The organism is Streptomyces sp. SAS_281 (genome assembly GCF_052542855.1).
The window spans coordinates 1-26,364 of sequence record NZ_JBMNDO010000112.1 but is presented as its reverse complement, the minus strand read 5'-3'; the positions used below and the strand labels follow the sequence as shown (position 1 = coordinate 26,364).

Below are 26,364 nucleotides of genomic sequence, written 5' to 3'. Positions count from 1 at the left end.
GTACCTTTACATCCACGTGCAATCTACGGGCGGCTGGGAACAAGCGGCCGCCAGGAACCTGGGGGTACTCGCAATGGCGGTAGTGAATCTCTCGACGATCGATAAGAGCGTGCGTAGCGAGGTAGCAGCAAGAGGTCTGTACCTCGTCTCTGTTGACGAGCATCCTTCACCGCCTCGGGTCTACGTATCTACAGACCCGGATCCGGATGACCTTGGCTTCACCTACAGGGGACACGTGACCTTATTTATGGACAACTGGTACACCGTCTACGGGATGAATGGCCGCCTGCGGATGGGAGGGCCAGACATCCAAATGATTCCCAGCCCCCGTTCTCGACTTGGGAAGCCGGGATCATGGCCGTACTCAAAGCGTTCGACCAGTATGCCGAGAGCACCCACTACTAGGCCGTTTCCTCTGGATCACCTTGCTGACCAGACGAAGATGCCTGCCAGGTGGATGGCCGCGAGGTAGATGGTGGCGGTCTTGTCATAGCGGGTGGCCAGGCCGCGCCATTGCTTGATCTTGTTGATACACCGCTCGACCGTGTTCCGCTGCTTGTACTCTTCGCGCGCGAACGCCAGAGGGCGCCCACCGCGGCTGCCGAGCCGTTGCGATTCGCTGCATGGTCGACGGGCTGAGGGATCACCGCCCGGATCCCGCAATGTCGCAGGTAGGTACGGATCGCGCGAGACGAATACGCCTTGTCCGCGAGGACCACGGTGGGCGTCGTTCGGGGTCTGCCGACGCGCCGAGGCACCCGGATCCCCGCCAGCACGTTCCGGGAATGCCGGTGCGTCACCAGCCTGGCCGGGGGTGATTGCGAAGGCCAGCGGGCGGCAGCGGCTGTCGGCCGCCAGGTGGATCTTCGTTGTCAGCCCACCATGAGACCGCCCCAGTGCATGATGGTCCGGTTCCTCGACGCCTCCGCTCGGTTCACGTGGGGACGCTCGGTGATGGTCAGGTAAAGATCGCGAGTTGGCCGATGCCCGGGTCCAGGCTGTGGTGACGCTCGCCGGTGCTCCCGCAACACCCTGTCAATATCTCTTGATCCTTGATATGACATTGGGGCATGTACATCCAGAAGACTGCGGACAACTCGCTGGCTGCTCCGACGCTGGTTCGGGGACTGACATCCGACCCAAATCACGGCCCGGGTTGGGCCTACATGCAGGTGAGGCACCCGTGGTCGCACTGCAACGAGTTAAGCCCAGCCTTTCGATGGGCGGTATTCGCAACGATCTATGACGCATGCGACGACCTGCTGCGGCATCTGGAGCAGGGACACGGCTACGACAGCGCCGCGGAGCTGTCGGCCGCGGGCACGGCGCTTGCCGGCTTCACTGCGATACGGCCGTTCATCCTGGTCGCCCCGCCATATGCCTGGATGGTCTACGAGATCGGTCCAATGGAGGTTGACCCCCGACTCAAGGGAAAGGAACTGTTCAGGAGATGGTGGGGCGGCGGCGGTTCCGACAGCAAGCCCTTCGCCGCGCCCACCCCGGACTGGCACACGCACACACCACAGATCTTGCCCATCGACATCGAGCGTGGCGGTTGCTGGTGACAGCGACTATTGATAGTTCGTCGAATCTAGCCGGGCGGCAGTTCCCAGACGGTCGCGTGGACAAGGATCTGCCCGCGGCCTGCGGCGTGGGGTGTGAAGAATCCGACGCGTCCCGCCTGTGTTCCGAAACAGGCGACCGTGCCGTCGGGTACGTCCGCGATGCTGGAGCCGGGATTGGCGTTGAGCAGGCCGACGCACTCCTCGCGCTGAGGTGTGCTGTTGCCGTGGTAGACCACGATGGTGCGTCCGGCATAACGGCCGGACGCACAGACGAGCTGGCGGAGCAGCGAGATATCGCCTCCGGCTGAGCGCCGGGGCGGTACGGGATCCATTGCCCAGCTGATGCTGGGGTTTCCGTCGCTGCTGCCGTCGTCGAGTGTCACTTTCCCGCTCCAGCGCACCGCCACGGCCGCAGATGGGGCAGGGCTCGAAGGAGGGCGGGGCGATGTCTTGTCGGCGTCGGGCGGGGCGGGATCCGTGGTGGGCGGTGAGGAGGATGGCGAGCGCGTCGGCTTAGGCGTCGGCGTCAGCGTCGGCGTCGGCGCCCGGGAACTGCTCGGGCGTTTGCCGGGCTCCTGCTGTGCGGTGCCACCTGCCTCGTCGTCACGGGAGGAGTCATCGTGGCCACGCTGAAGGGCGGCCACGCCCCAGATGATCGCCGCCACCGCGATCAACAGCACGACCATGAGCGTCATCAGACGTTGCCAGGGGGGGAACACCCGGAGCGACGGAAAGAGAAGCGGGCTGGTCAGAGCCTGTTTCCGGGGGCCGGGGGAGCGGCACGAGGGTGCGGCTGCGGCCGTCCTCGCCGGGGTCGGGCATCGCGTCGATCGTGGCAACGATGCGCCGGCGCTTCCGGGCCAAGTGCTCGCGGTGTCTCTCTATCCGCGCGAGGCCGGCGTCCAGCTCACGCAGTGCGGCATCCGCCCCGGCCTGTGTCTCCAGAGCCTCACGATCGGCGGCCAAGCGGGCCAGTTCCCCAGCCACCTGCGCCTCCTGAGCCTGCACCAGCCGCAGTTGCTTCTCCTGGGCATACAGCGCGGCCCGTTCACTATTGCGGCCGCCCACCGGCCCCAGCGCCCGCTCGTACAACGCCCACACCGCGGCGAGCGCGTCATCGGTCAGCGACCGGCCACGCTGCTCGGTCTCCTCCAGCAACGCCTTCACATAGTCAGTGCGCGGGATGCGGTCACCGTTCTCGTAGCGCGAGATCGAAGTCTTGCTTCCCCCGTGCAGCTTCACCATCAGATCCTGCGTCAGCTGCGCGTTCTCCCGCAGTCGGCGCAACTGCCTGCCCAGGGCCCGCGCCGCCTCCGGCGAACCCGGCTCTCCCACGCCCTCAACCTCGGCCCCGACCTCACCGGACACAGCCCCTCCCTTCACTGTTGCCGCACGGAAGAAGACGTCCCCACCCCGAAACCCACCATCCCCATGAGGGAAAGCCGAGCCTAGACACGAAGGTCATCCCACGGGCCGACACCGGCCAACTAGGCACCAACCACATGCCAATGAAGGGAAGACCTCATGTCCCCGCTCGCCCAAGCCGTGACACTGCTCCTGATCCTCGTCACTCTGCTCCTGGCCGCCTGCATCGGCTACGTGATCCACCGCCACCCCCAACTCACCGCGCCCTTCGCCGCCGCCACCACCGCCATCGCTCTCGTGATCACCTGCGTGACCACCATCGCCAGCCGCTGACGGCTCCCCGTTGCCCGACTGATCGCACCCTGCTACCGCCTTCGAGGAGAACCTCGCCGCCGCCCGCGCGTACTTCGCGGAGGCCGGGACCCTGGCCGCACCCCGGCACGCCACCGCCCTCGACCGGCCTGTGGGGCAATGGCTCACCAATCTCCGCCGGCCAGGCGGACTCGGGAAGGACGCCGACCGGGCCCGGCGGCGGGCGGAGCAGCTCGCCGCGATCGACCCGGACTGGAACCCGCGACTGCTCGGATGGACCGTGGACTGGCAACTATGGACTCAGAACACCCCAGCGCTGATCGTTCCGGGAGGGACTCGAGCCGTTGCAACGGCTCCGCGGGTGCTTCAGCGGAGTGGCCAGCCGGTCGTGTCGGTTCATCCTCAGGTCTCATGCCTCCTCCCAGTGCAGGTGGACTGCTCTCCGCCTCTTGGAGCGAGGACGGGGATCACGTCATCAGGAGAAGGCAGGCGAGATGTCCAGCAGAGGCCGCACTGACCCGCGTGAGGCAGCGCAGCAGGAGGCTGTCGAGGCGGTTGTCCGTGCTCTCGAACTGCCTGCCCGGTCGCTCGCGCCGGAAAGAGGGCTCCGGACCCAGGTAACCATGGCGACCGGAAATTCGTTTGGCGCTCGCGAGGGGTTGTGATGGGATCAGGGGTATCGGGGGCGGCTCCCCGGCGCGCGTCCGTCTCACCTTCTTCGAAAAGTCTCAGCGCGCCCACTCTCCGTCCCCGTTCTTCTGTCCCGGGTCGTCGTGGAGGGGAATCCCCTGTTGCTCGCTGCCGAGTCCGTACTGCTGCGCCGTATCCAGACCGTGTACGTGGACAGGGCGCCCGCGTCCGGCGGCGGAACAGGGCCGGCACTGCGTCGGGCTTCCCAAAGCACGTGGTCCACACCCGTCGGCGGACGTACGCTTACCCCATGAACAGGCGACGCGGCACCGACTCCCCAGGGGAACCGCTCGGCCCGGACAACGGCCTCGACGCAGGCATGGACCGGAAGAAGAAGGACAAGCCCGAGCCGCCGAAGCAGTACGTTGCCAATCCCTCCAAGTCAACAGGTGTCTTCAAGCGCAGTTCCGACCCTAAGACCGATTCGTTCACCCGCCTCATCGCGGAAACCGTCGGGAAGAAGCCGAAGAAGCCAAGGGTCAGCGCGGCGAAGGGAAAGAAGAACCCCGACGTCAGGAAGCCCCAGGTCGACGCCAAGAGCGCCGCCCTGCGCCTGGCGCGGGAGGCGGGCCACGCCAGGAGGGACATCGCCAAACGGAACGCGTACAACGCCGAGCTGGATGCCGCCCTCCAGGACTACGAGCGGCCCATCCCAGAGGAGGTCGCCGACATCCTCGCCGAGATCATCCGCGTCCGCCCTCCTGCCTCCGGTATGCCGCCCCGGCGGCGCCAGTGACCGACACGATCCACTGGCGCGAGGCCGAGAAGAAACGGGACACCCTCTCGCTGCGCGGGTTTACCTGCACGACTCCTCGTGAAGGACGGGCAGCCCCTCCCCTTCACGAGGACCAGGTCCAGCGGTACTTCCGGCATCACGCCATCGCCGCAGCCAATCGCTCCCGCGACCAGGGGAAGGGCGGCCGTCTGATGATCGCCGAAGACTCCCAGGGCATCGCCGCCGCCTACACTCACCAACGTCTCGACCCCGCCAGCTTTCCGACCAAGCTCGCCCTTGCCCTCGACTTCATGGGCGTCCAGGAGGTCGTGCGCGAGCTGTGCTTCCTTGCAGTGGCCACCCGCTACCGCAACAACGGAGGCGCGCTCGCCGACGAAGCCGTCACCGAGGCCTTGTACGACATTGTCGACTGCGAGCCCGAGGCCGAGCGGATCTACGTGCTCGGGCAGGTCGACTACAATAACAAGGCCAGCATGAAGATGCTGGAGCGCTTCGACTTCCTCCAGCTCACGCAGGGCGTCCCCCCACCCACCGGTGACCAGCGCCTGGGCTGGTGGCTCCGGATCGTCGACCCTCCCCGATAGAAGGGGGGCGGATACTGGTGAGCTCTCGTATTCAACTGTCGCTGGTTCCCCGGGGAACCCACCCTGCTGGTGACCGTCCGTGATCTCCGGCGGCGTATCGGCTCCAGGTTCCTCCGGTCTCGTTGCGGAGGCGGCTGGTCGTCTTGTCATGGTATCCGAGAGCGTCCGCGACGACGGGTGCGGGCAGTTCGAGGAGTTGCTGGCGGATGGCGGCGCCGCGGGCGGCGGCGATCGGAATTCCGACCTGGTTCAGGAGCGCGGACAAGTGGTTGGGGCCGAGGGGCGGGCCGGGACGGCGTCCTGGGTTTCAGGTCAAGCTCCACAGGGCTCGCAAGCGCTTGTTCAAGGCTCTGAATGCGACAGATGGTGGAATCTCGGTGAATGGCTCTCCGACGCCCGGCGGGCCTCGCATGAATTGGGGTAGCGCTGATCGCCGACGCTCCGAGCGATAGGCGTTCGCCAGGGTGCGTCGAGCGACTCCGTACAGCCACGGCAGCGGCCGGTCGCCAGGCGCATCCTCCATCCGTCGCCAGACGACAACGAACACCTCCGATACGACGTCATTCACCTGACTGGGATCCACGCGCCGCCGGACATAGCTCTCAACGTCGGTGTTGCGCTCCCGATAGAGCTCGGTGAAGCGTTGTCTGTCGTTGGTCGTGTCCACATCCCCTCCACCGTGCTTGTGTCCAGCAAGCGGCGCCCCCGGACCGGGGCTGGTCAGCGTGGCTGTGCGGCAACCACCTCGTCACCGAGCGGCGTGAAGTGCTGCGCCAGTTCGCCAACGGCATCGACGCCACCGGCCACCGGGTCCACCGCGCCTTCCTCGCCAGCTGCCGCGTCCTCGGCGAGGGGTAAACATCACCGGCGAGCGCGGCGTCAACTCGATCTGTTTCGCGGACGCCTGCGGCTCCGAGGTCGAGATCGTCCAGAACATCGGCCGGGTACTCCGCCTCAACCGCGACGGCTCCACCAAGGTCGCCAGGATCATCGTCCCGATCTTCCTGGAGCCCGGCGAGGACCCCACCGACATGGTCGCCTCTGCCAGCTTCCGCCCCTTGGTTGCCGTGCTCCAGGGCCTGCGCTCGCACGACGCCCACCTCGTCGAGCAGCTGGCCTCCCGCGCCCTAGCGGACAGCGGCAGATCCACGTCCAACGCGACGAGGACGGACGGATCGTCGGCGCCGGGGGCGAGAGCGACGGCGAGGGCCAGGAGCACGACGGCGCCGACGCGGCAGCCGAGTCCACGCTGCTGCACTTCTCCAGCCCCCGCGACGCGGCCACCATCTCCGCGTTACTACGCACCCGCGTCTACCGACCCGAATCCCTGGTGTGGCTGGAGGGCTACCAAGCCCTGCTCCGCTGGCGGGCAGAGAACGAGATCACCGGCATCCACGCCGTGCCCTACGACGTCGAGGTCGAAGTCGGCGTGACGACGTCCTTCCCCCTCGGCCGCTGGGTGCACCAACAGCGAAACGTCCGGAGGGCCGGGGAGCTCGACCCAAAGAGCTCCTCGACGCGCCGGAAGCCGGGATGGTCTGGGAGCCCGACGAGGAGGCGTGGGAGAACAAACTCGCCGCGCTCCGCTCGTACCGCCGGGCAACCGGGCACCTCGCACCTCGCACCTCGGCAGGACGCCATGTGGGGCGAGGGCGAGGCGATGATGCCCATCGGCCAGCACCTCGCCAACCTCCGCCGCAAAGGCGGCCTCGGCAAGGACCCCAAGCGCGCAGCGGAACGCGCGGAGCAGCTGGCGGCCGTCGCCCCGGACTGGAACTGCCCCTGGCCGCTGCACTGGCAACGCCACTACCGCGTCCTCGCCGGCCTCGTCGACGCCGACGGCCACCTGCCCGAGATCCCGCCCGGCGTCCTGTTCGACGGCGACGACATCGGGCGGTGGCTGGAGGGGCAGAGGAACCCGGGTACCTGGGCGCGGCTGACCACCGAGCAGCAGGAGTGGCTGACCACGCTAGGCGTACAGCCCGCTCAGGCCCCGTCTCCCGTCCCGGCGGCTAAGAGGTGCGGAAGGGCCCGAGCAAGGCGCAGCAGGCGTTCCAGCGCGGCCTCGCGGCCCTTGCGCAGTGGGTAGAACGGGAAGGCGCCCACCGGCCGGTGCCGCGGGGGCACAGCGAAGAGACCGTGGTCGACGGCGAGGCCGAGCCGGTGATCGTCAAACTGGGCGTACGGGAATCGAACGTCCGTGCCAGGCGCGACAAACTCACGGCCGACCAGCTCGCCTCGCTCGCGAAGCTGGGCGTCGACTGGGCCTAACTGATCGTTTCAGAATGAAACGCTTGGCCAGAGAGTTGCGCGCTGCGATGATGAGGAATCGGCTGGGGGGCGGGGGACGGGGCACCGGATGACGCGATGGCAGCTCTTGCATGGAGACGTCCTGGTTGGTCAGCTCAGTGAGTACAGTTGTGATCAGCCGTTCTTCCTGGCGCTCTTCGCCCCGGGGCCGGGCTGGGAACGTGTGAGGTCGTTGTTCGAGGCATGGGCGGCCTACGAGGGCCCTGACCCTGATGGCCTCAGGTTCGTCGCCCTGGCCAAGCCGTTGCAGGATCTGGGGCTCACGCTGGCTCCAGTTGACGGTCGGCCTCCGTTGCAGCTCTTCAAGGACTGCATCGTGCGTATCAACGGGTCCAAGGCCCGGCTTCGCTACTGGCGCGATTGACCCGCTGGAGCCGGCGCAGGCATATGAGGCTGCAGGCCAGTTCGAGCAGGCCCTGGTGGAGATCGGCGCGTCGTTCGTAGCGGGTGCGGAGTCGCTTGAACTGGTGCATCCAGGCGAAGGCGCGCTCGACTACCCAGCGCACCTTGCCCAGTCCGGAACCGTGGGCGACGCCGCGTCGTGCTATCAGGGGTTTGATGCCGCGCTTCCACAGCAGGCGGCGGGACTTGTCGAAGTCATAGCCTCGGTCGGCGTACAGACGCCGTGGCTTGCGGCGGGGGCGTCCGCGCAGTCCCCGGATCGGTGGGACGGCGTCGAGTAGCGGCAGGAGTTGGGTGACGTCGTGCCGGTTGCCGCCGGTGAGGGTGACGGCGAGCGGGGTTCCGTGGCGGTCGACGATCAGGTGGTGCTTGGAGCCGGGGCGGGCTCGGTCGACGGGTGAGGGGCCTACGTGTGCCTCCCTTTGAGGGCCTGGACATGAGAGCCGTCCACTGCGCAGTCGTCCAGGTCCAACGAGTCCGCGTGGCGGAGTTCGGCCAGCAGAGCGGCGTGCAGGCGTGGCCAGAGCCGGCCTCGGTCCCGTCCCGCAGCCGGCGCCAGGCCGTCACCCCGGAGCAGCCCACGGGCCTCGGCCGGGACACCGCGCCACGCGACACCGGCCCGCAGCACGAACAGGATTGCGGCGAGCGCCGCTCGATCCGGAACACGCAGCCGTCCGGGACACCGACGGCGTCGTTCAGGAGCAGGTGGCAGGAGCGGAGCCACCCGCTCCCTCGAACACCGGCCAGGCTCCGTCTCTACCCGGCTCAAGCCTTCCAGCCACGCCCCATCCCCGGCCTTACTGCCATGCAAGATCACTCACCGTGGTGATATCACCCCGCATGGTCTATCGGGAACCCCGGGACTCGATCAGCCTGCGGCTGCGGCCGGGCCCGGCCGAACCGGAACACGTCCTCCATGCTCGTGTCCGGGCGCAGGCGCAAGTAGCGGATCGGAAGCCGGTAGACGCCACCCGGTCGCCAGACGCAGCACGGTCCAGCCCGGCCGCTGGGCCCACAACCCAACGTCAAAGCCGAAGAGCACCCACCGGGCCGGACACGACCAACGGACCCGGGACTACGTCGCCAGACGCACCACCGAGGGCATGTCCACCAAGGACATCATGCGGTGCCTCAAGAGGTTCGTCGCCCGCGAGGTCTACAGGCACCTCAGGAGCGCAGGCATCCTGAACACGGCGGGCTCGGGCGGAGCCGGATCATGATGCCGACTGGCTGCCGTCCGAGTCATCGAGCGACGCGGCCGCGGCCAACCGCTCGACGAACGTCTGGAAGTCCGTTGCCAGCGGGAGCTCCGTGCCGGTGTCCACGTCGAACCACGTCACGGACGGCTCCCCCTGCTCTCCGCATGTCCGGTAGTCGAGGGCGATCCAGCAGTGGCCATCACCGGAGAGCAGAACGAGAAGTGAAGGAAGACTCCATTCCTCAATCAGGTAACCCGAGTCCAGCAACGACGGCTGGCCGTCGTGACGGCCGATGCCCATCATGTCGTCGAGCGGAACGTGGTTCTCGCTCCACGAGGTCGGCACAGCGGTCGGGAACGCGTTCCACGCCTCCGCCACCGGACCCCCGTTTCGGACCCGCAAGATCTCCAGCAACGAGGCCGGCAGACGGACACCGAGCTGGCGCTCGGCATCCTGAACGACCGCGTCGGTCAGCGGTGGCTGAACCCCGTACAGGCCCTCGCCCCAGAACGTCGCCTTAACCTCGTCAAACCGAGTCACGAGCGCATCCTATGGACCTCACTGCCCGACTTGACGATCTATAGGAGCTTCAACGCTCCGTTCCGTCCTGACCTGCTTGCCCTTGACCAGCTCTGCGGGCCTCCCGAGCTGGTGTTCGCCGAGGTCCCGGGCCTAAGTGAATTCGACGAGGAGGCCGTCCGCGCGCCTTCCGTTGTCGCGGAAATGGATCTCCTGCAGCCCTTCAGCGACTATGCCGAGTGCGGCTGAGTACGCGGCCGGAAAGGTGTCCGCCTCTGTGTCCGGTCGGGATCTCTACGCCCTCTGCGAAGCTGGGACGCAGAGGCGCGCGGTCCGTGTTTGAGTGGCCGCATGGAGATCTTGGTACTGGGTGGAACAGCATGGTTGGGCCGCGAGGTTTCGCGGCAGGCGCTCGAGCGTGGGCACCGGGTGACGTGCCTGGCTCGTGGGGAAAGCGGCAAGGTGGCCGAGGGGGCGGTGTTGGTCACCGCGGACAGGCGTGACCCGTCGGCGTACGAAGCCCTGGCGGGCCGGGATTGGGACGCCGTGGTCGAAATGTCGTGGCAGCCGGGCTTGGTCCGCAGCGCGTTGGCGGCACTCGGTGAGCGGGCTGGACACTGGACGTACGTGTCGTCGGTCAGCGCGTATGCCTCGCATGCGCAGCAGGACGCGGACGAGTCGGCGGACCTCCTTCCGGCGGCCATACGGGACGAGGTCAACCACGACGAGTTCGGGGAGGCGAAGGTGGCCTGTGAGAACGCCGCGTCCGCCGCGGTGGGAGACCGGCTCCTCATTGCGCGGGCGGGTCTGATCGGTGGCCCCGGTGACCACAGCGGCCGCTCCGGGTACTGGGTCAGCCGTGCGGCCAGAGAGCCGCTGGCCCCGCTGCTGGTGCCGGCTTCCGCCGGCATGCCGACGCAGGTGATCGACGCGCGAGACCTAGCAGCGTGGTTGCTCGACTGCGCGGAGAAGGGCACCACCGGAACGTACAACGCGGTCGGCCCGACCGTGCCCTTTGGAGAGTGGGTCGCGCTGTCGAGGAAGATCGGTGGCCACACCGGAGTGGTGGTCGAGGCGGACGACGACTGGCTGCTCGGACAGAAGGTAGCCCAGGCCATGGGCCCGGAATCGCTCGCTCTGTGGGTGGCAGACCCGGACTGGGCCGGGTTCAGTGCCCGAAACGGCGCCGCGGCCAGCGCTGCCGGGCTGCGGCACCGACCTCGGACACAGCTGCTGGCGGACACCCTGCGCTGGGAACAAGAGCAGGGTCTGGAACGGCCCCGCCGGGCCGGCCTGAGCACCAAGCGCGAACGCGAACTCCTGGAGGCACTGCGCAAGGCTTCGTGAGCGCCCCCGCGATACACAGGCGAGATGACCAAGACCGAGCGCCACGCCTACTCCTGCGTCGTCATGCTCAGGACTGCTTTGCGGCGGTCTTGACCAGACCGAGCCAGCGCGTCAGCTCGGCATGCAGCTTCGCCTTGTTGTAGACGAGGCCGAGCAGCGTGCCGGCCATGGACTCCTCGGTGCGCAGGAGCGTGGTGCCGTCCGCGCACGGTGCGAGGAGGTGGCGGTGGACGGCGCGTGAGCCCATCGCGGTGCCGGTCCAGGTGATCTCGCGCAGCGGCTCGACAACCGCGAACCGTGAGGCGATTTTCGCCTTCCCATTGACCCAGGTGAACCGCGAATCCACCGCCGCCGTGCCATCCCCGGCGATGTGCACGTCGTGGATGGCCGGGGCGAACGCCGACCAGCCGGCAGGGTCGGCGAGCAGCCCCCATACCCGCTCGGCCGGTGCGTTGATGACCACCTCGTGTGTGGAGCGGATGGGCGCGGCCTCGTCGATTCGGTGCTGCTTGGCGTAGTTCTCGTGGAGCTCGTCGAGCGACGGTCCGCGGTAGCGCATCTCCTGGAACATGGTGCCCCTCCCCATTCATAAGCCGTGACTGGTGCTCTCGTTAGAGAACAGTAGTCACGCTCCACCCCAGCCGTCAAGAACACTGTTCTCGTTTCAGGTCGGCGTTCTTGATCTGTGGCATGCTGAAGGCATGACAGCCATCCCCAACGCCCGGCAGCGGGCCCGTGCAGCACTGGTCGACGACATCAAGGCCGAGGCGTTCCGCCAGTTGTCGGAGCACGGCTCCGCCGGCCTGACACTTCGGGCCGTTGCCCGTGAGCTAGGGATGGTGCCCTCGGCGCTCTACCGCTACTTCCCCGGCCGGGAGCAACTGCTCACCGCCCTGATCATCGACTCATACGGCGACCTCGCCGACCACCTGGACGCCGCGGCGGCTGCCAAGGAGGTGCACCGGGAGCGCTGGCTGGCGGTGTGCCACGGTGTACGGGACTGGGCGCTGGCCCATCCCCACCAGTACGCACTGCTGTACGGCACGACTGTGCCCGGCTACCAGGCACCGCAGGACACGATCACCCACGCCGCCAGGATCCCGCTGCTACTCCTGGGCATCGCATGCGACGCCTGGCGGACCGGACAGCTCACCCAGCCTGCCGACGAACCCTGGACGCACGAGGTTGCCGCGAACGCCGCGACCCTTACCGAGGCAACAGGCCTCCACGACGTCCCGCCCTCACTACTCATGCGCGCCGTCAGCGCCTACACCCAACTCTTCGGAACCATCAGCATGGAACTCTTCGGACACCTCCGCGGCGCCTTCGACAACGACACCGTCTTCTTCGACCACAGCACCACCCTGCTCGCCGACCTCGTCGGATTCCACACCCCCTGACCACAGGAGAAGCGCCCGGGAGACGGGCCTTATCCCCCGGTGCGAGAGCCGCCACCTCGCCCCCGCTCGGCAGCCCTGCACACTGGGCCCGGAACCCCGGCGAGCACTCTCGCAGCCCTCGCCATCTAACTCAGAACGTGATCCGAGAAACAGTGCCTAAGACGCGAGACCCCTGGCAGCACGGTTGATCGTGATTGTGAGTCCGGCTACCAGAAGCTTTGTCGTCGCGCGGGAGCATCCAACCCGTCTTTATTGCGGCCAGGTTGCAAGACGCCCGGTAGGTAAATGCTCCCTATGCTGCTGTGCGATAGACGGTGGTGCGGGTGTAGTGCTCGGCTATCTCATCGCTGGTGGCCATCCAGACGCCGGGGTGATTGGTGACGTATTCCAGGGCCTCGTCGAGGTACTTGAGCCGGAACGCCTGGCCACTGACGAACGGGTGCAGGGCCAGTGCCATCACGCGGCCGCTCGCGGCGGATTCCGCGTATAGCTGGTCGAGTTGGTCCTTGACGATCTGCACGAAATCCGATCCGCTCATGCCGTGCATGGTGAACAGGCCGAGGTCATTCAGCTCTAGCGTGTACGGCACGCTGAGCATCCCGGGCACGTTCAGCCGGTACGGCTGATCGTCGTTCGTCCAGTCCAGTACGTAGTTTAGTCCGAGGTCCGCCAGCAACTGCGGGGTCTGGAAGGTCTCGGTGAGTGCCGGGCCCAGCCAGCCGCGCGGCCGCTGCCCGGTGGCTTTCTCTATGGACTCGACAACGTGCGTCAGGTAGGCGCCCTCGTCGTCGGCCATCTCGGCCTGCAGGGTGGAGTTGTTCTGCCCGTGGGCCAGCCAGGCCCAGTCCCGGGCCCGGCCGGCTTCAATGATCTGTGGATAGCGCTCGGCGACGTCCGAGTTGAGCAGGACGCTCGGGCGCACCCCGTGCCGGTCGAACGACTCGATCATCCGCCAGATGGCTACCCGGGGCCCATAGTCGCGCCAGCCGTAGTTCAGTGGGTCCGGTGTCAGCGCCGCCGTTGCCTCGTTGATGCTCGTCGACGGGCGGTCAACGAGGAAGTGTTCGACGTTCAGGCCGAGGTAGAAGGCGACGCGGGCGCCTCCTGGCCAGTGGATTGGTTCGCGCTCCACGATCGGACTGTAGTCGAAGAGTTCGTTTTCCATGGTTCACCTCAAGATCACTGGTGTGGCGGTTCCTGCTCCCGGTACGGTCCGGGGTTTGTTCAGCTTCGCTGTTGCCCTTGACCTCGAGCAATGCCGTAATCTGGATCGATCAATGAGCCTGATTAATGAATGGTGGAGTGCGTGGAGCGGTACGAGATCGAGGTGTTCCTGGCCCTGGCGGACGAGCTTCACTTCGGTCGCACCGCCGAACGCTTGCGTATCTCTCAGGGTCGGGTCAGCCAGACCGTCAAGGCGCTGGAGCGCCGCTTCGATGTCCTGCTCTTCGAGCGCACCAGCCGACGCGTGGGTCTTACCCCGGTCGGCGAACGCCTCCGTGACGATCTGCTGCCCGCCCAGCGGCTCATCCATCAGGCCATCGCCCGGGTTACTGCTGCCGGTCGAGGCGTCAGCGGTATCCTGCGTATCGGCTACTCCAGCCCGATGGCCGCCCACCTGTTGCTACGGACCATCACGGCGTTCCGCAGGACCTATCCCGACTGCGAGGTGACGATCCAGGAGATACAGCTCTCCGACCCCTATGGTCCGCTCCGTGAGGAGGCGGTGGAACTGCAAGTCAGCGAGCTGCCCGTGATCGAGCCCGATCTCGTCTGCGGGCCCCCGGTGTTCTCCTCCACGGGCGCCCTCATAGTGCCGGCCAGCCATAGCCTCGCCGCCCAGGGGAGCGCAACACTCGAAGACCTTGCGCAGGAAACACTGCTGGTCGTCGGCGGCGCTGCCCCCGAGCACTGGCTCGACTTCTACTATCCGCGCCACACTCCCTCGGGGTCCCCTATCCGGCGCGGCCACAGCGCAATCTCCTGGCACGAGATCCCTCTCCTCGTCGCCGCCGGCGAAGGCGTCTCTATCGCCTGTTCCGACGCCGCACCCCACCACAACACCCCGGGAGTCACCTGGATTCCGCTCCAAGACGCCGTTGCGTTCCAGTACGCGCCGATCTGGCGTAAGCAAGGCGAAACCGCCCGAGTGCGCGCGTTCACCGAGCAACTGCATCGCACCGTGCAGACCACTGCCGCGACGAACTGAGGACCCGGCATCCGTCCGGGTACACCCCGGGCCGGGGTTCCGGTCTCGAACTGCCACTGCTGATCGTCTTTGCGTTGGGCCTCGCCGATATAGCGCGCGAACATCGGAAAACGGCCGGTGCTCACGAGCCAGGCCATCTGCGAGGACGGTCCCGCGCGGGCCTCCTATTGGGTGGACCAGCCGCGGGCGCGCAGCATCTGCGTCAGCATGATCTCCGAGTCCACCGCGCCGTGCACATAGGCGGTGAGAGTGTTGTAGACCGCCATGGCGGTGTCCGGGTCGTGACCGAGGCCGTCGAGTGCGGCCAGGAAGGCCTCGGGCACGGTCAGCTGGTTCGGGGTCTGCGCGCACCACGTCGCCCTCGTCACCCACGAGTGCCGCAGACCCCTACCTGTCCCCGGACGCCGATCGGGTCCTGGTCGGCTACCCCCGGCTCATGCCCCTGGACACCACCAAGTGCCCCGCCCCCCGGCCAGAGCGAACTGCCCTTCGCCGACATCCCCTAGGACGCACTGCCCGTCCTGGACCAGGCCCAAAAGCGCCTGGACGACATCATGAAGAGGGCCGCCGCAGACACCAGTGCCGACTTCGTCCATCTCTAGGACCACACCACCGGCAACACCGCGTGCGACGGCGTCAACCGCGGCATCGGCGGACTCCTGGAAGACTCCAAGGTCGCATTCGGGCCCCAGGCACTCCCGTGGTACGCCCACCCCAACGAAAAGCGCCGCGACATCCAGGCCCAGCGCACAGCCGCCAGGATCGAAGAAGTCCTCAACCGCTGACAGCTCGAAGCCGCTGCTCCAGCCCTTGAAGAGGCAGGAGCAGCGGCTTCGATGAGGGTCAGGGGGTCAGGTGGCGAGGCGCCGGCCCCGGTCGTCGCAGGGCAGCTCGCGGTCGGGGTGATGGGCGAGGCAGTCACGGTTCGCCTGGCGTTCGTTGTTCTTGCGAGGCAGGCAGATTCCGAGGGCGACCACCGTCACGAAGAGCGTCGCGAGCAGGAACCAGAAGATGGCGCTCGGAATGCTCGCGTTGGCCTGCGTCAGGCGCTCCTCGCGCTCGTCGGAACGCTTGTTGTCGGCGGCGATCAGCATCCCGAAGACCGGCTCGCCCTCCAACGACCTGAACGAGCGCCTTACCTGCGTCGACCACACACTCGGCGCCGTGGACCCGTTGCCGTCCGACATCGCCGGCCACTCCACGAACCGCACCGCAGGCGCATAACAGACGGCGTCCGCCTGAATCTGCGCCCGCTGCGCCTCGGGCGCGTACTCGGAGACCTCGACGAGCTGATCCAGAGCCTTGGCCCCACCGCGCGATGCCTGCTCGGCTTTGCCGTAGGAGCCGTTCGCGGTGACCAGTACGAACGCCAGCAGCAGCTCGGTCAGAGTAAGAAGCGGCCCGACCAGGGCCTTGACTGCCATGCCCGTGTCGTCGTCCTCACTCACCAACCTAGGCCGCAGCCAGCGGTTGGCCGCCAGACCGGCAAGCAAAGCAATGACAGCGACAACGATCACGAGAACCACGAACAGTCACCTCCAGGAGCCGGGCGAACAAGAACTGCCCGAACGCCGGACCCAGGCTGCGGGACGGAGCGGGAACGGAAGCAGGGCGGAGAGGCATCGCGATCATGACGCGCCCCGCGCCCCGTCCTGCTCGCAGAATCGTTCGCCCGCCCCCGAACGGGTTAATCCCCTTGCGCCATGAAGACGCGCCAACTCACCGGACGCAGTCAGACAGACCTGCGCATGATGCAGGACACGCTCTTTGAAGACGACCGCGAGCCTCCGCACCCTGAAACCCAGCACCGGGCACCGGGCACCGGGCACCGGGCAGGCGTACCGCATATGCCCGCGAGGCGCGAGGATCCTGCACATGACGAGCCATGAACCCCGCAAGCCGGCAGGGCGGTGCCGGTGCTCGCCCCGCGCGGAGACCTCGACATCGACGCCCTGCCCCCGCTTCAAGCCAAGGCCGGCACCGCGCTCGCCGAGCACGGAGCGCTGATCCTCGACGCAGGCGGCATCGAGTTCGCCGACTCCTCCTTCCTGCACCTGCTCGTGGCCCTCCACCACCAGGGCGACCTCAAAATCGCCAACCCGTCCTACGCCGTACAACGCCTCCTGCACGTCGTCGGCGCCGACACTCTCCTCAGCCTGCGCCCCACCCTCGACGCTACGATCGCAGGACAGTGCGGACCATTTGTACAGGCGGATCGAACCTGGGGCGGTCATGGAGGATTTGCGAGCGAGCGACCCGCGACAGGTCGGCCCCTACGCACTGCAGGCGCGGCTGGGGCAGGGCGGGATGGGCAGGGTCTTTCTGGGCCGGTCGCCGTCCGGCCGGACGGTGGCGGTCAAAGTGGTCCACGAGCGCTTGGCGCGGCAGAGGGACTTCCGGCGGCGGTTCGCCCAGGAGGTGGCCTCGATCCGGGCGGTGAGTGGCGCGTTCACCGCGCCGCTGGTGGGTGCCGGACCGGATGACGATCTGCCGTGGCTGGCGACCGTATATGTACCGGGGCCGAGCCTGGCCGAGGCGGTGGCCGAGGCTGGGCCGTTCCCGCTGGAGTCGCTGTGGCCGCTGGCCGCCGGACTCGCTGAGGGCCTGCAGGACATCCACGCCGCCCGAGTGGTGCACCGCGATCTGAAGCCAGCCAACGTGCTGTTGACCACCGACGGGCCGCGAGTGATCGACTTCGGCATCGCCCGCGCCCTCGATTACGCCCCCCTGACCCCGGACAGCGTGGTCATCGGCACCCCGGGGTTCATGTCACCCGAGCAGATCGGCGCCGGCATACTCGGCCCCAGCAGCGACGTGTTCACGCTCGGCCTCGTACTCGCCTTCGCCGCCACCGGACAGAGCCCGTTCGGCAGCGGCCCGCCACTGGCCATGATGCACCGCATCGTCCACGACACAGCAGACCTCGAAGGCGTTCCTGAACCGCTCTGCGACCTGGTCACCGCTTGCCTGGCCAAGGAACCCTCCGAGCGGCCGACCCCGCCCGAAGTCCTACGGGCCGTCACCGCATCCTGGTCTCCGCCCGAACAGTGGCCGAGCAGCACTCCGTGGCCCACCCCCGTGGCCAGGCTTCTCCCCCGTCACAGCCTCGTCCGCCCGGGTCCGAAATCAGCTGTCGAGGCCCCGGCGACCCGGGAGGAGCTGACTCTTCGGTACACCCGGATCCAGCGGAACGAGCACGATCTGGATCCGGCAGCTGCGGCGCGGCAGATGGAGCAGCTGGCCGCCGATCAGGCACGGCTCCTCGGTTCAGATCATCCCGACGCTGTCCAGAGCCGCCACATGCACGCGTTCTACCTCGGCATCGCCGGGCAGCCCGCGAAGGCGGCACGGCTGATGGCTGGGGTGCTCGCGGACCGAAGTCGATGCCTTGGGCCCGACCACGAGGAGACTCTTCGCAGCGGACAACTGCACGCGCTCTTCCTCGGCAAGGGCGGCGACCCTGCGCAGGCGGCACGGCTGTTGGCACAAAATGCACTCGCCCGGACCCGGGTCCTCGGCCCTGACCACAGATCCACCCTGTGGAGCCGGCACCTGCACGCAGACTTCGTCTACGCAACCGGGGACCACACGGAAGCGCGGCGGCTGATGGCCGGCGTAGTGGCAGACCTGGAACGAGTCCTGGGACCCGACCACTCCGCTACCCGTTCCAGCAGACACGTGCTCGCGGCCTATCTCCCCACCAACGATTCGCCCCCCACCGCAAGTCGACCGCGGTAGCGACCCCCGCTTTCCTGTCTTGGTTGACCCGCCCCGGGGGCGGGTGTTCACTCGGCTCTATGGGCTTTTGGGTCGTGATTGGCTTAGTTGCGTTGGCGTGGTGGCTCGCTGCGCGTGATCCGACGAAGAGATCGAAGGGGCATGGATCCGCGGCCGGCATGGACAGCGAGTACGACGAATTGTGGCCGCGGCGGGACAATTGGAGGCCGTAGCAGCCCTTGGGAGTAGCAGCGAAGGCCAGAGGGACGACCACCTGACCGGTTTCCCGCTTCAACATTTATCCAGTCAGGTGAGCCGGCGTGACAACCAGCGGCCGGACTGCCGCTCTGGCACCGCGTCGCGCTGCTCCTGTCGTGGCGCTCGGGACGGTGGTGGAGTCACGAACTCGGGCACCGAGCTGCGTGAAGCGCTCAGCAAGGGGGTCGAGAAGCTGGAAGCGAGCGGGCAGGCCGCGCAGGAGGAGACGACCCGCAACGTCGTCGACGAACTCGGACGGATGCGCGGCAACCTCCGCGAGACACGAGACCGGCTGTCCGCCGGCGAGAGGGCACTGAACGAAGAAGTAGGTCACGCCGTCGCCGAACTGCGATCCGAGTTCCGCGGCGTAAGAGAAGCGGTCGAGGGCCTGGCCGTACGCGAAGGGGCCGGTCTGGTATGCGGATGCTCCATACCAGGCCCGGCCGCTGCACCTCTCCGCTCAGTGGCTTCGTCGACTGCAAGTAACGGCAGTTGTCGATGGTTCTGAGCGGCATTGAGTGCCCGACGGGCGACAGAATGTTGACGAGTTCCGACGGCGCTGTGGGCACTCGGAGGCCGGAGTCGGGCACAGCAGGGCTTCGCCCCGGTTATAGGGAGGGTGTGGTCGGCGAGACTCTCAATGCCTACAGCCGGATCATCCTCGTGCCCGCGCGGGTGGGAAGGCCCTTCTGCGGCCGGTCAAGCCCGTCTACGATCTTGTGCCTGGTTTGGGGGAGGACGTGGACGGGGAGGCGAACGGGTGGCTGAGACTATGTTCCGCAGGTTGCGTGGGCTGTGCCGGCAGCAACGCCCGCAGGAGGCGGCGGTCTTCGAAGCCGACATCACAGCGTTCGGCGAGGAACTGGCGCGCGCTGAACTCGTCCCGGTGGACCAGGAAACCGCCGCTCTCGCCCTTGCTGACTACGAGCGGGCGCTCGATGCCTACGAACGGGCGAAGCGGACACTGGTGGGCGGCCACGGCCGCAACAACCAGAAGGCCGAGGCCGCCGCGCTCGCCTTGGAGGAGGGGCGACACGCCCTGGCCTGCGCGCAGGCCAGGGCTGAAGGTATGCCTCTGCCGAAGCTACAGCCCCCGTGCTTCTTCGACCCCCGTCATGGACCGTCGGTGACCCGGGTCTCCTGGAAGCCTCCGGAGGGGGAGCCGCGTCCCATCGACGTCTGCGCGGCGGATGCGGTCCGGCTCGGGGACAACCGGCCCCCCATCGCCACTGACAGACCCTTGAACCGGCGCCCAGATCGTGCCGTGCCCAAGGAACAATCCGCCGAACCCGTGGGGCGGTCCGCCGCCCCCGCGCCGGGCAGGCGTCGGCATCCCTATGCATCTGGCCACCTGTCACCCCCGTCGCACAGCGCGCAGAGGGCCAGGGCGAGGGCAAGGCGAGGCTCCGACGCCCGGAACCGGGCCGGCTGCTCCTGGTGGTCCGGCTCGACGGTCCCGGCCGCGTAGACCTCCCCGGCTTCCCAGCCTCCCGCAGCGTCACGGCCGGTTCCAGCCTGCGCCGCATGATCGTCCCGCTGCCGGCGGACGGCGGTGAGTACATCGGAGTCCGGATCCAGGCGTCAGGGCCGTGGCGTGCCTGGCTACATCCGCCCCAGCACATCCCCGTTCTGAAGTCCCGGCTCAACTCCCGCGGCCCATACGTCTTCCGGTACACCGGCGGCCCGGCCACCCTGATGCTCAGGCAGCACGGAAGCGGCGCCCTCCGCCTCCACGAGCTGACGGAAGCTTTCGAAACGGGGCTGCCGCTGTACACAGGCAACGGCACCTGCAACGGCCAAACCCGCCTGACCGGACCTATCCTGATCCGCGTTCGCTCCAGCGGGAACTGGCACCTCACTCTCCAGTGAGCACTCCCTGCAGAAAGACGAAGGGCGCGGGCCACCTCGGCACCGGCGGTGCGCCAAGAGCGGCGCCATCAACGACGCTCGTGCCGTCGCCGGCGCGCCTCGATCCATGAGCACCTGGATACTGCTCTGGCAAGAATCCCAGCGCCTCCCGAACTCAGCGATATTGCCCGGCCCTTGATCCAGGCACCTCCCGAACACGTCGACAAGTGACTTCACTACTGCTCGATAGAGCCACACGGGGGCGGGGGCGCGGGCGGGTGGTACACGTCATCAAGGACGCCTTGGCTACGCCGGACAGGGACACGGGCAGTCTGCGGGGGCACCCCTTGACCACGGTCTGACGGTTGCCTGGCAGCGCACGTGTCAAGACATCTCAGGGGGTTGACACGTCAAGCCGCCTACCTGGTCGGGTGACGGGAGGCCGAGGGGTGCTTCAACGATCGGTATACGTCACCATGGTCTGCCGGGCGGACAGCATGTGGTTCCCCGGTAGGAGCGGTCTGTCGGTGAGGGTGGGGTCCGTGGATCAGAGCGAAGACCAGATCTTGGCTGAGGAGCTTGCTGCTCTCGGCGCGGTGGGTGGGGGTAGTGGCCGCTTGGTCCGGATGGTGGCCAAGCTGATGAGGAAGAACGTCCATGAGGTCGATCTGCTTGTTCCCTTGCCTTTCGACGATGCGGTGAAGCGCGTCTCCGGTGTGCTCGGGAGGGCGGGCCACGTTATTGAGACCGTGCCAGTTCGCCTTGGTGAGGACGAAACTATCCGCATCGTCGCCAGCGACGGTGCTGGCGGTCTGAATCCCGTAGTGGTGACCGCGCGCGTGCTGAAGGCCGATGGGGACAACTCGGAAGTCTGGCTTCGTGCAGCTGCCAAAGAGGGTCTGATCAGGCAGCGAGCCGGGGAGAAGACCGCCGTCCGTCTCGCCGCCCAGTTGAGCAGGGCAACCGGAGCGGACAGGGCAGGCGAGTGAGCGGCAAGCCGACAGCGGCCCTGACTATGTCTGAACGCTCGACGCTTCCGGAAACAGAGCCAGCGGCGCGAAGGCGCGTTGTTCGTCGAAGAACTGCCGAGTCTTGAGGCAGTGATGGAGCTGGCCGAGGAAGCGGTTCAGCAAGTTCCGTTGTGCGGCGGCGTGCCAGTCTCCGTGGTCGCGTCGGCGTCGGTAGTGCGCGTTCGCTCCTGGTGAGGCGGTGAGGGCGGCGAAGGCCCAGAGGAAGCCGGCGTTGATGAGGCGGTTGTTCTTGACAAAGCGACGTCCGACGAAGCGCTTCTTGCCGGAGGCCCTGGTGATGGGCGCAGATCCGGCGTACGACTTCAGCGCATGGGCGTCGGTGAACCGTGCCCGGTCGTCGCCCAGCTCGGCGAGGACGCGGGCGCCGAGCATTGGGCCCAAGGCCGGGGAAGCAGAGCAAAATCTCGCTGTCGGCGTGCTGATGAAAGGCGGCTGTGGCTGCCTCCGCGAGGTCGTCTGCGGCCTGGCAGGTGGCGTCCAGCTGCTTAAGACCGTGTCCTATGTGGTGAGGCGGACGAGTCGTTTGTAGCAGCAGAGGGCGGCTGCGAGGCCGAGGAAGGCCAGGTAGTTGCGGGGTTGGCGTTCGTAGCGGTGGTTGAGCCGGCGGTAGCCGGTGAGCCAGGACATGGTTCGCTCGATGATCCACCGGCGTCGCCCGAGACGTTCGCTGGACTCGATGCCTTTGCGGGCGATGCGGACTCCGATGTGCTTGCCCCAGAGCCATTTCCGCAGGTGGGGAATGTCGTAGGCCTTGTCGGCGTGGAGGCGCTGGGGCTTGAAATACCGGCCGCGGTGGGGTCGCGTCTCGTTTGGTTGCCCATGATCATGGGTTTCAACCCGAGGCTGTCGTGGGTGTTGGCGGCGGAGACACCGACAACGAGGGGCAGGCCGTTCGCGTCCGACAGGACGTGCATCTTGGAGCCCGGATTGCCCCGGTCCACGGGGCTCGGACCTGTGAGTTTGCCCCCCTTTTTAGCCCTCACATGGGCGGATTCGAGCACGGCCCGGGACAGGTCGAGCAGACCGGCGTCGGCCCGCCGGTGCAGGATCTCCTCGCGCAGCCGGCCCCAGACGCCGGCTCTTGACCAGATCAGAAACCTTCGGTGGGCTGTCGACTTCGATATCCCGAAGCACGGCGGCAAGGCACGCCAAGCGCATCCGCTGACCAGGACGTAGATGATCGCGGCGAACAGCGTCTCATCAGGTGTGTCCTGCGTCCCGCCGCCCTGCGGCCGCACCTTCGGCGGTGGGATCAACGGCTCCGCGACCTCCCACAGCCCGTCCGGAACAATCCAACTCCAAGTACCCGCCCCATGCTCAGGCCAACGAGCTGAATCCACATAGGACATGGTCTTACTCCGGCAATCTCGATCCATCCGAACCGGCCCGCCGATGATTTCGACGGGCCGCCCGAAAGGATAAGACTAGTCCTCTTCTACGAAAAGCTCACCGGTGTAATGCCCCTTCAGCCATTGCACTTGCGTTGGCCTGAAGCCGGTTCCTTCAAGGGCGTATTCTTCAACCACCGGGTAAATGCTAGACAAAGGCAGCACGCTGAGCCGGTCGAAGAATGTAGGGCTCCCAAGGTCAGAAACAACCCCGGGGTCAAGATGGGGGGGAGTCGGATTCATCGACACCCAAGCGTTGCATGCAACCTCGTGACCCATCTCCGCTGAAACGCGACGAGCGATGCCCCCGTCACAATACCACAGAATTCCTGCAAACCCAGACTGAAAATCAATTCCGATTGACAGTATGTTATCTTGCGCGGAACCAGTGCGCCTATCAGCCTCGACATCCCAAACGATCTGAAATGCCAATTCCGCCGATGCCTTTTTTCGGTCGCCCTCAGCAAGAACCGCATCGAGGTAATCACGCACCTCGCTTCGGGTTTCCAAGTACAACGGCACTTCCCCCAGCACCTTCAACGTCATTTAAGGCCTCTTTCCCCAGAGAACTGCCATACCCCCTGGGAAGTATACGGTGAGCTTAGACCCTGCAGGCAGGATGTACCCGACGGCGTCGCTGCAGTTTTGGGCTTTTGAGCACACTCCGGCGTTGTTGTTGATGACGACCGTGGCGCTTTCTATGTTATTTTGATCCATCCAGACAGCGTACTTCGTTTCGACGTGGGATGATGCCTTGTACAACGGATTTTTCCCTGTCGGAAACCCTGGCTTCCCGTATAGCCGCTTCTGCGCCTCGGCCCACAATAGATCGGCGTACGAATTGCCGACCCCATCGGGCCATTTCTCTCCGCTCTTCATCTGCTCAATTCCCGGTGGCAGATCAGGGATTGGATTTCCTTCGTCGTCCAGCAACTCGCCAATAGTTTTGCCCTTTTCCTTCCATTCGGGAAGGTGGTCGAGAATGTCATCGACCCATTTTTTGCACTCTTCGGATCCGCTTGCAAGGCTTCTCGACGCACGAGATGCTCCTGCTACGACGAGACATTCGACGGCACGCCTGGCTCCGCGCGCATTCTTTAGCGCTTCGACGCCTTCGCCGATCTTGCCCAGCAGTTTGAGCTTGCCCCAAGGGGGGACACCCAGGGCCGCCATTGCGCAATCTACGGTTGCAGAATCTTTTATACATGCTTGTATATCCGCGAGCCCAGTGACTCCCCACACCACGGCGTGGGAGGTGGTCCCGGGCTGCGTGGTGTCGTAGATCCACCGGAAGATGGGCCGTTCGCAGGGTGCTGGGAAGTACCGGCCCGGAATGCACCTCTTCTTTCGTGGGCCTTCCTGTTCCTTACGTTCGGCTTCGGCCTGTCGTTATGCTTCTGCCAGCTCTTCTTCGGCGAGTTTGAGTGTCTGTTTCCAGGCGGCAGCGGCCTCTGACTTTTCTTGTTCTTCACTCTTGCCTGCTGCGATCACGGAGGCGTGAGCATCGTTCTTTGCTCTATCCACCCTCTTTGCTGAATCGCGGGCGTAGGCTGCGGAGAATTCTGCGCGCGCTGCTGAGTCTTCTGCTTCGGCAGCGTCGGCATCGGCCCGGTTGGCGGCGTCGCGTGCGGTAGCTGCTGAGGCAGCTGCCTCAGGCCTCGTTCATGACCAGAACGTGGTCGAGCATCTCTCGGCGGATCGTGCCGATGACGCGCTCGCAGTGGGCGTCATCCGCGGCGCTCGGGGTGCGCTGAGCAGCACGTCGATGCCTTCGGCCTCGAAGACGGCGTCGAAGGGCTCGGTGTACTTGCTGTCGCGATCGCGCAGCACGAATCGGACCGACCCGACGCGGGTGCCGAGGTCGGCGGTGAGGTTGCGGGCCTGCTGGACCGCCCACTTGGCGGTCGGGTGCGCGGTCACGCCGGTGATGTGCAGCTTGCGCGTGCCGTGTTCCAGTGACGCCAGCGCATACAGCCGCTTGCCGGTGATCGTGTCGATGTGGAAGAAGTCCGCCGCGACGATGCCCTCGGCCTGGACGGTCAGGAATTCCGGCCAGCTCGGGCCGGTGCGACGCGGGGCCGGGTCGACGCCAGCCGCGTGCAGGATCTGCCAGACCGTGGACGGCGCGATCGAATGCCCCAACCTGGCCAGTTCACCCTTGATCCGCCGGTGACCCCACCGCGGGTTCTCCTGCGCCAGACGCAGCACCAGTTTCTTGAGCGCGGCCGCCGTCGGTGGGCGGCCGGTGCGCCGACGTCGGTCGGAGTAGTCCCACCGTTTCGCGATCAGCCTGCGGTGCCAGGCCAACAGCGTCCCCGGGGTGACCGGGAACGCCTGCCCCCAGGCGCACCGCGGTATCAGCGACGACAGCGCGGCCAGCCAGAACCGGTCCGTGGGCTCGTAACGGACCGGACCAGCGAGTTGCCGTCGCAGCACCGCGTTCTCATGCCGCAGCACCAGTAGTTCGGCGTCCTTGGCCGTGTGCCGGCGCAGCAGGACGCCCGGCACGGATAGCAACGCACGGGTGATCCGATACACCGTCGAGGTGATCACCCGCGTAGCATCCCAGCCGCCAGCGAACGCCTCCCCCGCGTAGTCGAGCGGGTCGAAATGCGGCGGACAGCCAGCGAGGGACCCGAGCTTTCTGCGGTTACGTGCCTGGTCGGCCTTGTTGGGGATGGTGCAGCAGATTCCGCGGCGACGCAGGTATGCACGGTTTTTCCGGGAGGCGTATGCCTTGTCAGCCCGCACGCGATCGGGGCGGACGCGCGGTCGGCCCGGCCCGATGCGGGGTACGCGAAACTTTTCCAGCACGGGTTCGAACTGCGGCGAGTCCCCGCGCTGCCCTGCCGTCACCACGATCGACATGGGCTTCTGCCCCTGTTCAACAGACAGGTGCAGCTTGGTGGTGAACCCACCGCGCGAGCGTCCCAGCCCGTGATCCTCAGGTTCGGCGAACACGCCACCTGGTGGTTCCTTCTGCAGATCACCCCGTGTTCGGCCCCCGGCTGCGTGCTGATGGGCACGGCAGACCGTGGAATCGACGTTCAGGTCCCATGTAATCGCACCCTTCGCATCGGCCAAGGACTGGCGTCGGGTGAGGATCCGGTGCCAAGTGCCGTCCCGCTGCCACCGGCGGAACAGGTCATAAATCCGGTTCCATGGACCGTACTCGACGGGCACGTCCCGCCACGGAACACCGGTCCGGACCCGGAACCGTATGCCGTCAATCAACTGCCGTCGAGACCAGACGGCCGGCCGCCCCGCCTTCGCACCCTTCGGCAACAGCGCTTCCAGCACCGCCCACTGCTCGTCCGTGAGATCTCCCCACCCCATGAACCGTGATCATTCACTGCTCAAGATCTACTTTCGATACACGGCCTAGCTGTATTGATCACGAGCGTTGTTGACACTCGGCAGGTCTTGAACATGGCGAAGACCTCCGATGTGGTGGAGCTGTCTAGGAACACACCACACGGAGGTC

The 26,364-nt window shown here is 66.7% G+C and carries 23 protein-coding genes and 8 pseudogenes; 15 read left to right on the top strand and 16 right to left on the bottom strand.

Translation table 11 applies throughout. From position 1 onward, the window contains the following. Window positions 1–420: 420 nt before the first annotated feature. A pseudogene (locus tag ACN6LM_RS30600) lies at window positions 421–897 on the bottom strand (IS5 family transposase); the annotation flags it as partial. Between the two features lie 173 nt (window positions 898–1,070). On the opposite strand from ACN6LM_RS30600, the gene ACN6LM_RS30595 reads away from it, so the two are divergent. Continuing rightward, window positions 1,071–1,565 (top strand): hypothetical protein, encoded by a 495-nt coding sequence (locus tag ACN6LM_RS30595; protein WP_445068644.1) that lies wholly within the window; start codon window positions 1,071–1,073, stop codon window positions 1,563–1,565. A 26-nt stretch (window positions 1,566–1,591) separates the two neighbouring features. On the opposite strand, the gene ACN6LM_RS30590 is transcribed toward ACN6LM_RS30595, so the two are convergent. Then, a complete protein-coding gene (locus ACN6LM_RS30590) occupies window positions 1,592–1,948 on the bottom strand; it encodes a hypothetical protein (protein WP_445068643.1) in 357 nt (118 codons plus the stop codon). 232 nt (window positions 1,949–2,180) lie between these two features. Continuing rightward, window positions 2,181–2,933 (bottom strand): helix-turn-helix domain-containing protein, encoded by a 753-nt coding sequence (locus ACN6LM_RS30585; protein WP_445068642.1) that lies wholly within the window; start codon window positions 2,931–2,933, stop codon window positions 2,181–2,183. A gap of 156 nt (window positions 2,934–3,089) precedes the next feature. On the opposite strand from ACN6LM_RS30585, the gene ACN6LM_RS30580 reads away from it, so the two are divergent. The 4 genes and pseudogenes from ACN6LM_RS30580 (at window position 3,090) to ACN6LM_RS30565 (ending at window position 5,252) form a co-directional block, all read left to right on the top strand. Next, window positions 3,090–3,263, top strand: a complete 174-nt coding sequence (locus ACN6LM_RS30580; protein ID WP_445068640.1) for a hypothetical protein — start codon at window positions 3,090–3,092, stop codon at window positions 3,261–3,263. A 46-nt stretch (window positions 3,264–3,309) separates the two neighbouring features. Continuing rightward, a pseudogene (locus tag ACN6LM_RS30575) lies at window positions 3,310–3,759 on the top strand (helicase associated domain-containing protein); the annotation flags it as partial. 423 nt (window positions 3,760–4,182) lie between these two features. Beyond that, window positions 4,183–4,668 carry a hypothetical protein gene (locus ACN6LM_RS30570; RefSeq protein WP_445068638.1) on the top strand — a complete coding sequence of 162 codons (486 nt, stop codon included), beginning with the start codon at window positions 4,183–4,185 and terminating at the stop codon, window positions 4,666–4,668. Continuing rightward, the gene (locus ACN6LM_RS30565; RefSeq protein WP_445068637.1) at window positions 4,665–5,252 is read left to right on the top strand and encodes a hypothetical protein; all 588 of its coding nucleotides are present in this window, start codon (window positions 4,665–4,667) and stop codon (window positions 5,250–5,252) included. The genes ACN6LM_RS30570 and ACN6LM_RS30565 overlap by 4 nt, the downstream gene beginning before the upstream one ends. Before the next feature lie 307 nt (window positions 5,253–5,559). Here ACN6LM_RS30565 and ACN6LM_RS30560 read toward each other — a convergent pair whose 3' ends face one another. Further along, window positions 5,560–5,919, bottom strand: coding sequence for a sigma factor (locus ACN6LM_RS30560; protein ID WP_445068635.1), 360 nt, complete (start codon window positions 5,917–5,919; stop codon window positions 5,560–5,562). A gap of 35 nt (window positions 5,920–5,954) precedes the next feature. On the opposite strand from ACN6LM_RS30560, the pseudogene ACN6LM_RS30555 reads away from it, so the two are divergent. Further along, a pseudogene (locus ACN6LM_RS30555) lies at window positions 5,955–7,523 on the top strand (helicase associated domain-containing protein); the annotation flags it as partial. Between the two features lie 88 nt (window positions 7,524–7,611). Then, on the top strand, window positions 7,612–7,926 hold the full coding sequence (locus ACN6LM_RS30550) for a hypothetical protein (RefSeq protein ID WP_445068633.1): 315 nt from the start codon (window positions 7,612–7,614) through the stop codon (window positions 7,924–7,926). Here the strand turns inward: ACN6LM_RS30550 and ACN6LM_RS30545 are convergent. Both ACN6LM_RS30545 and ACN6LM_RS30540 read right to left on the bottom strand, forming a co-directional pair. After that, window positions 7,886–8,733: pseudogene (locus ACN6LM_RS30545) on the bottom strand (IS5 family transposase). The gene ACN6LM_RS30550 and the pseudogene ACN6LM_RS30545 overlap by 41 nt on opposite strands. A 445-nt stretch (window positions 8,734–9,178) precedes the next feature. Next, on the bottom strand, window positions 9,179–9,703 hold the full coding sequence (locus tag ACN6LM_RS30540; RefSeq protein ID WP_445068632.1) for an SMI1/KNR4 family protein: 525 nt from the start codon (window positions 9,701–9,703) through the stop codon (window positions 9,179–9,181). Between the two features lie 30 nt (window positions 9,704–9,733). On the opposite strand from ACN6LM_RS30540, the gene ACN6LM_RS30535 reads away from it, so the two are divergent. Beyond that, window positions 9,734–9,931: a hypothetical protein gene (locus ACN6LM_RS30535; protein WP_445068630.1), complete on the top strand. Its 198-nt coding sequence runs from the start codon at window positions 9,734–9,736 to the stop codon at window positions 9,929–9,931. A gap of 102 nt (window positions 9,932–10,033) precedes the next feature. Next, window positions 10,034–11,029 carry an NAD-dependent epimerase/dehydratase family protein gene (locus ACN6LM_RS30530; protein ID WP_445068628.1) on the top strand — a complete coding sequence of 332 codons (996 nt, stop codon included), beginning with the start codon at window positions 10,034–10,036 and terminating at the stop codon, window positions 11,027–11,029. 67 nt (window positions 11,030–11,096) lie between these two features. On the opposite strand, the gene ACN6LM_RS30525 is transcribed toward ACN6LM_RS30530, so the two are convergent. Continuing rightward, entirely contained in the window at window positions 11,097–11,600 is a 504-nt protein-coding gene (locus tag ACN6LM_RS30525; protein WP_445068626.1) for an SRPBCC family protein, read from the bottom strand. A 130-nt stretch (window positions 11,601–11,730) separates the two neighbouring features. Here ACN6LM_RS30525 and ACN6LM_RS30520 point away from each other — a divergent pair, with 130 nt between their 5' ends. Beyond that, entirely contained in the window at window positions 11,731–12,429 is a 699-nt protein-coding gene (locus ACN6LM_RS30520) for a TetR/AcrR family transcriptional regulator (protein WP_445068624.1), read from the top strand. Window positions 12,430–12,721: 292 nt separating this feature from the next. Here ACN6LM_RS30520 and ACN6LM_RS30515 read toward each other — a convergent pair whose 3' ends face one another. Beyond that, window positions 12,722–13,594, bottom strand: a complete 873-nt coding sequence (locus ACN6LM_RS30515) for a polysaccharide deacetylase family protein (RefSeq protein WP_445068622.1) — start codon at window positions 13,592–13,594, stop codon at window positions 12,722–12,724. A gap of 141 nt (window positions 13,595–13,735) precedes the next feature. On the opposite strand from ACN6LM_RS30515, the gene ACN6LM_RS30510 reads away from it, so the two are divergent. After that, a complete protein-coding gene (locus ACN6LM_RS30510) occupies window positions 13,736–14,638 on the top strand; it encodes a LysR family transcriptional regulator (RefSeq protein ID WP_445068620.1) in 903 nt (300 codons plus the stop codon). A gap of 164 nt (window positions 14,639–14,802) precedes the next feature. Here the strand turns inward: ACN6LM_RS30510 and ACN6LM_RS30505 are convergent, their stop codons facing one another. Both ACN6LM_RS30505 and ACN6LM_RS30500 read right to left on the bottom strand, forming a co-directional pair. Continuing rightward, a complete protein-coding gene (locus tag ACN6LM_RS30505; RefSeq protein WP_445068618.1) occupies window positions 14,803–14,961 on the bottom strand; it encodes a hypothetical protein in 159 nt (52 codons plus the stop codon). Window positions 14,962–15,489: 528 nt separating this feature from the next. Further along, window positions 15,490–16,164 carry a bestrophin-like domain gene (locus tag ACN6LM_RS30500; RefSeq protein ID WP_445068616.1) on the bottom strand — a complete coding sequence of 225 codons (675 nt, stop codon included), beginning with the start codon at window positions 16,162–16,164 and terminating at the stop codon, window positions 15,490–15,492. A 384-nt stretch (window positions 16,165–16,548) separates the two neighbouring features. Here ACN6LM_RS30500 and ACN6LM_RS30495 point away from each other — a divergent pair. The 4 genes and pseudogenes from ACN6LM_RS30495 to ACN6LM_RS30480 form a co-directional block, all read left to right on the top strand. Further along, window positions 16,549–16,752: pseudogene (locus tag ACN6LM_RS30495) on the top strand (STAS domain-containing protein); the annotation flags it as partial. 118 nt (window positions 16,753–16,870) lie between these two features. Next, window positions 16,871–18,376, top strand: coding sequence for a protein kinase domain-containing protein (locus tag ACN6LM_RS30490; protein ID WP_445068615.1), 1,506 nt, complete (start codon window positions 16,871–16,873; stop codon window positions 18,374–18,376). A 1,761-nt stretch (window positions 18,377–20,137) separates the two neighbouring features. Beyond that, entirely contained in the window at window positions 20,138–20,482 is a 345-nt protein-coding gene (locus tag ACN6LM_RS30485; protein WP_445068614.1) for a hypothetical protein, read from the top strand. A gap of 521 nt (window positions 20,483–21,003) precedes the next feature. Then, window positions 21,004–21,450: a hypothetical protein gene (locus ACN6LM_RS30480; RefSeq protein WP_445068612.1), complete on the top strand. Its 447-nt coding sequence runs from the start codon at window positions 21,004–21,006 to the stop codon at window positions 21,448–21,450. Between the two features lie 24 nt (window positions 21,451–21,474). Here the strand turns inward: ACN6LM_RS30480 and ACN6LM_RS30475 are convergent. The 6 genes and pseudogenes from ACN6LM_RS30475 to ACN6LM_RS30450 all read right to left on the bottom strand — a co-directional run. Then, a pseudogene (locus ACN6LM_RS30475) lies at window positions 21,475–21,982 on the bottom strand (transposase); the annotation flags it as partial. Window positions 21,983–21,990: 8 nt separating this feature from the next. Continuing rightward, a protein-coding gene (locus tag ACN6LM_RS30470) for an IS5 family transposase (RefSeq protein ID WP_445068611.1) occupies window positions 21,991–22,841 on the bottom strand; the annotation gives its coding sequence in 2 pieces (ribosomal slippage) (window positions 21,991–22,292 and window positions 22,292–22,841; 852 coding nt in all). Between the two features lie 75 nt (window positions 22,842–22,916). Next, a complete protein-coding gene (locus tag ACN6LM_RS30465) occupies window positions 22,917–23,426 on the bottom strand; it encodes an Imm1 family immunity protein (RefSeq protein ID WP_445068609.1) in 510 nt (169 codons plus the stop codon). Further along, window positions 23,427–24,053, bottom strand: coding sequence for a DddA-like double-stranded DNA deaminase toxin (locus ACN6LM_RS30460; protein WP_445068607.1), 627 nt, complete (start codon window positions 24,051–24,053; stop codon window positions 23,427–23,429). 481 nt (window positions 24,054–24,534) lie between these two features. Continuing rightward, window positions 24,535–25,433 (bottom strand): annotated as a pseudogene (locus tag ACN6LM_RS30455) (helix-turn-helix domain-containing protein); the annotation flags it as partial. A gap of 39 nt (window positions 25,434–25,472) precedes the next feature. Further along, a pseudogene (locus tag ACN6LM_RS30450) lies at window positions 25,473–26,216 on the bottom strand (IS5 family transposase); the annotation flags it as partial. Between the last annotated feature and the right edge of the window lie 148 nt (window positions 26,217–26,364).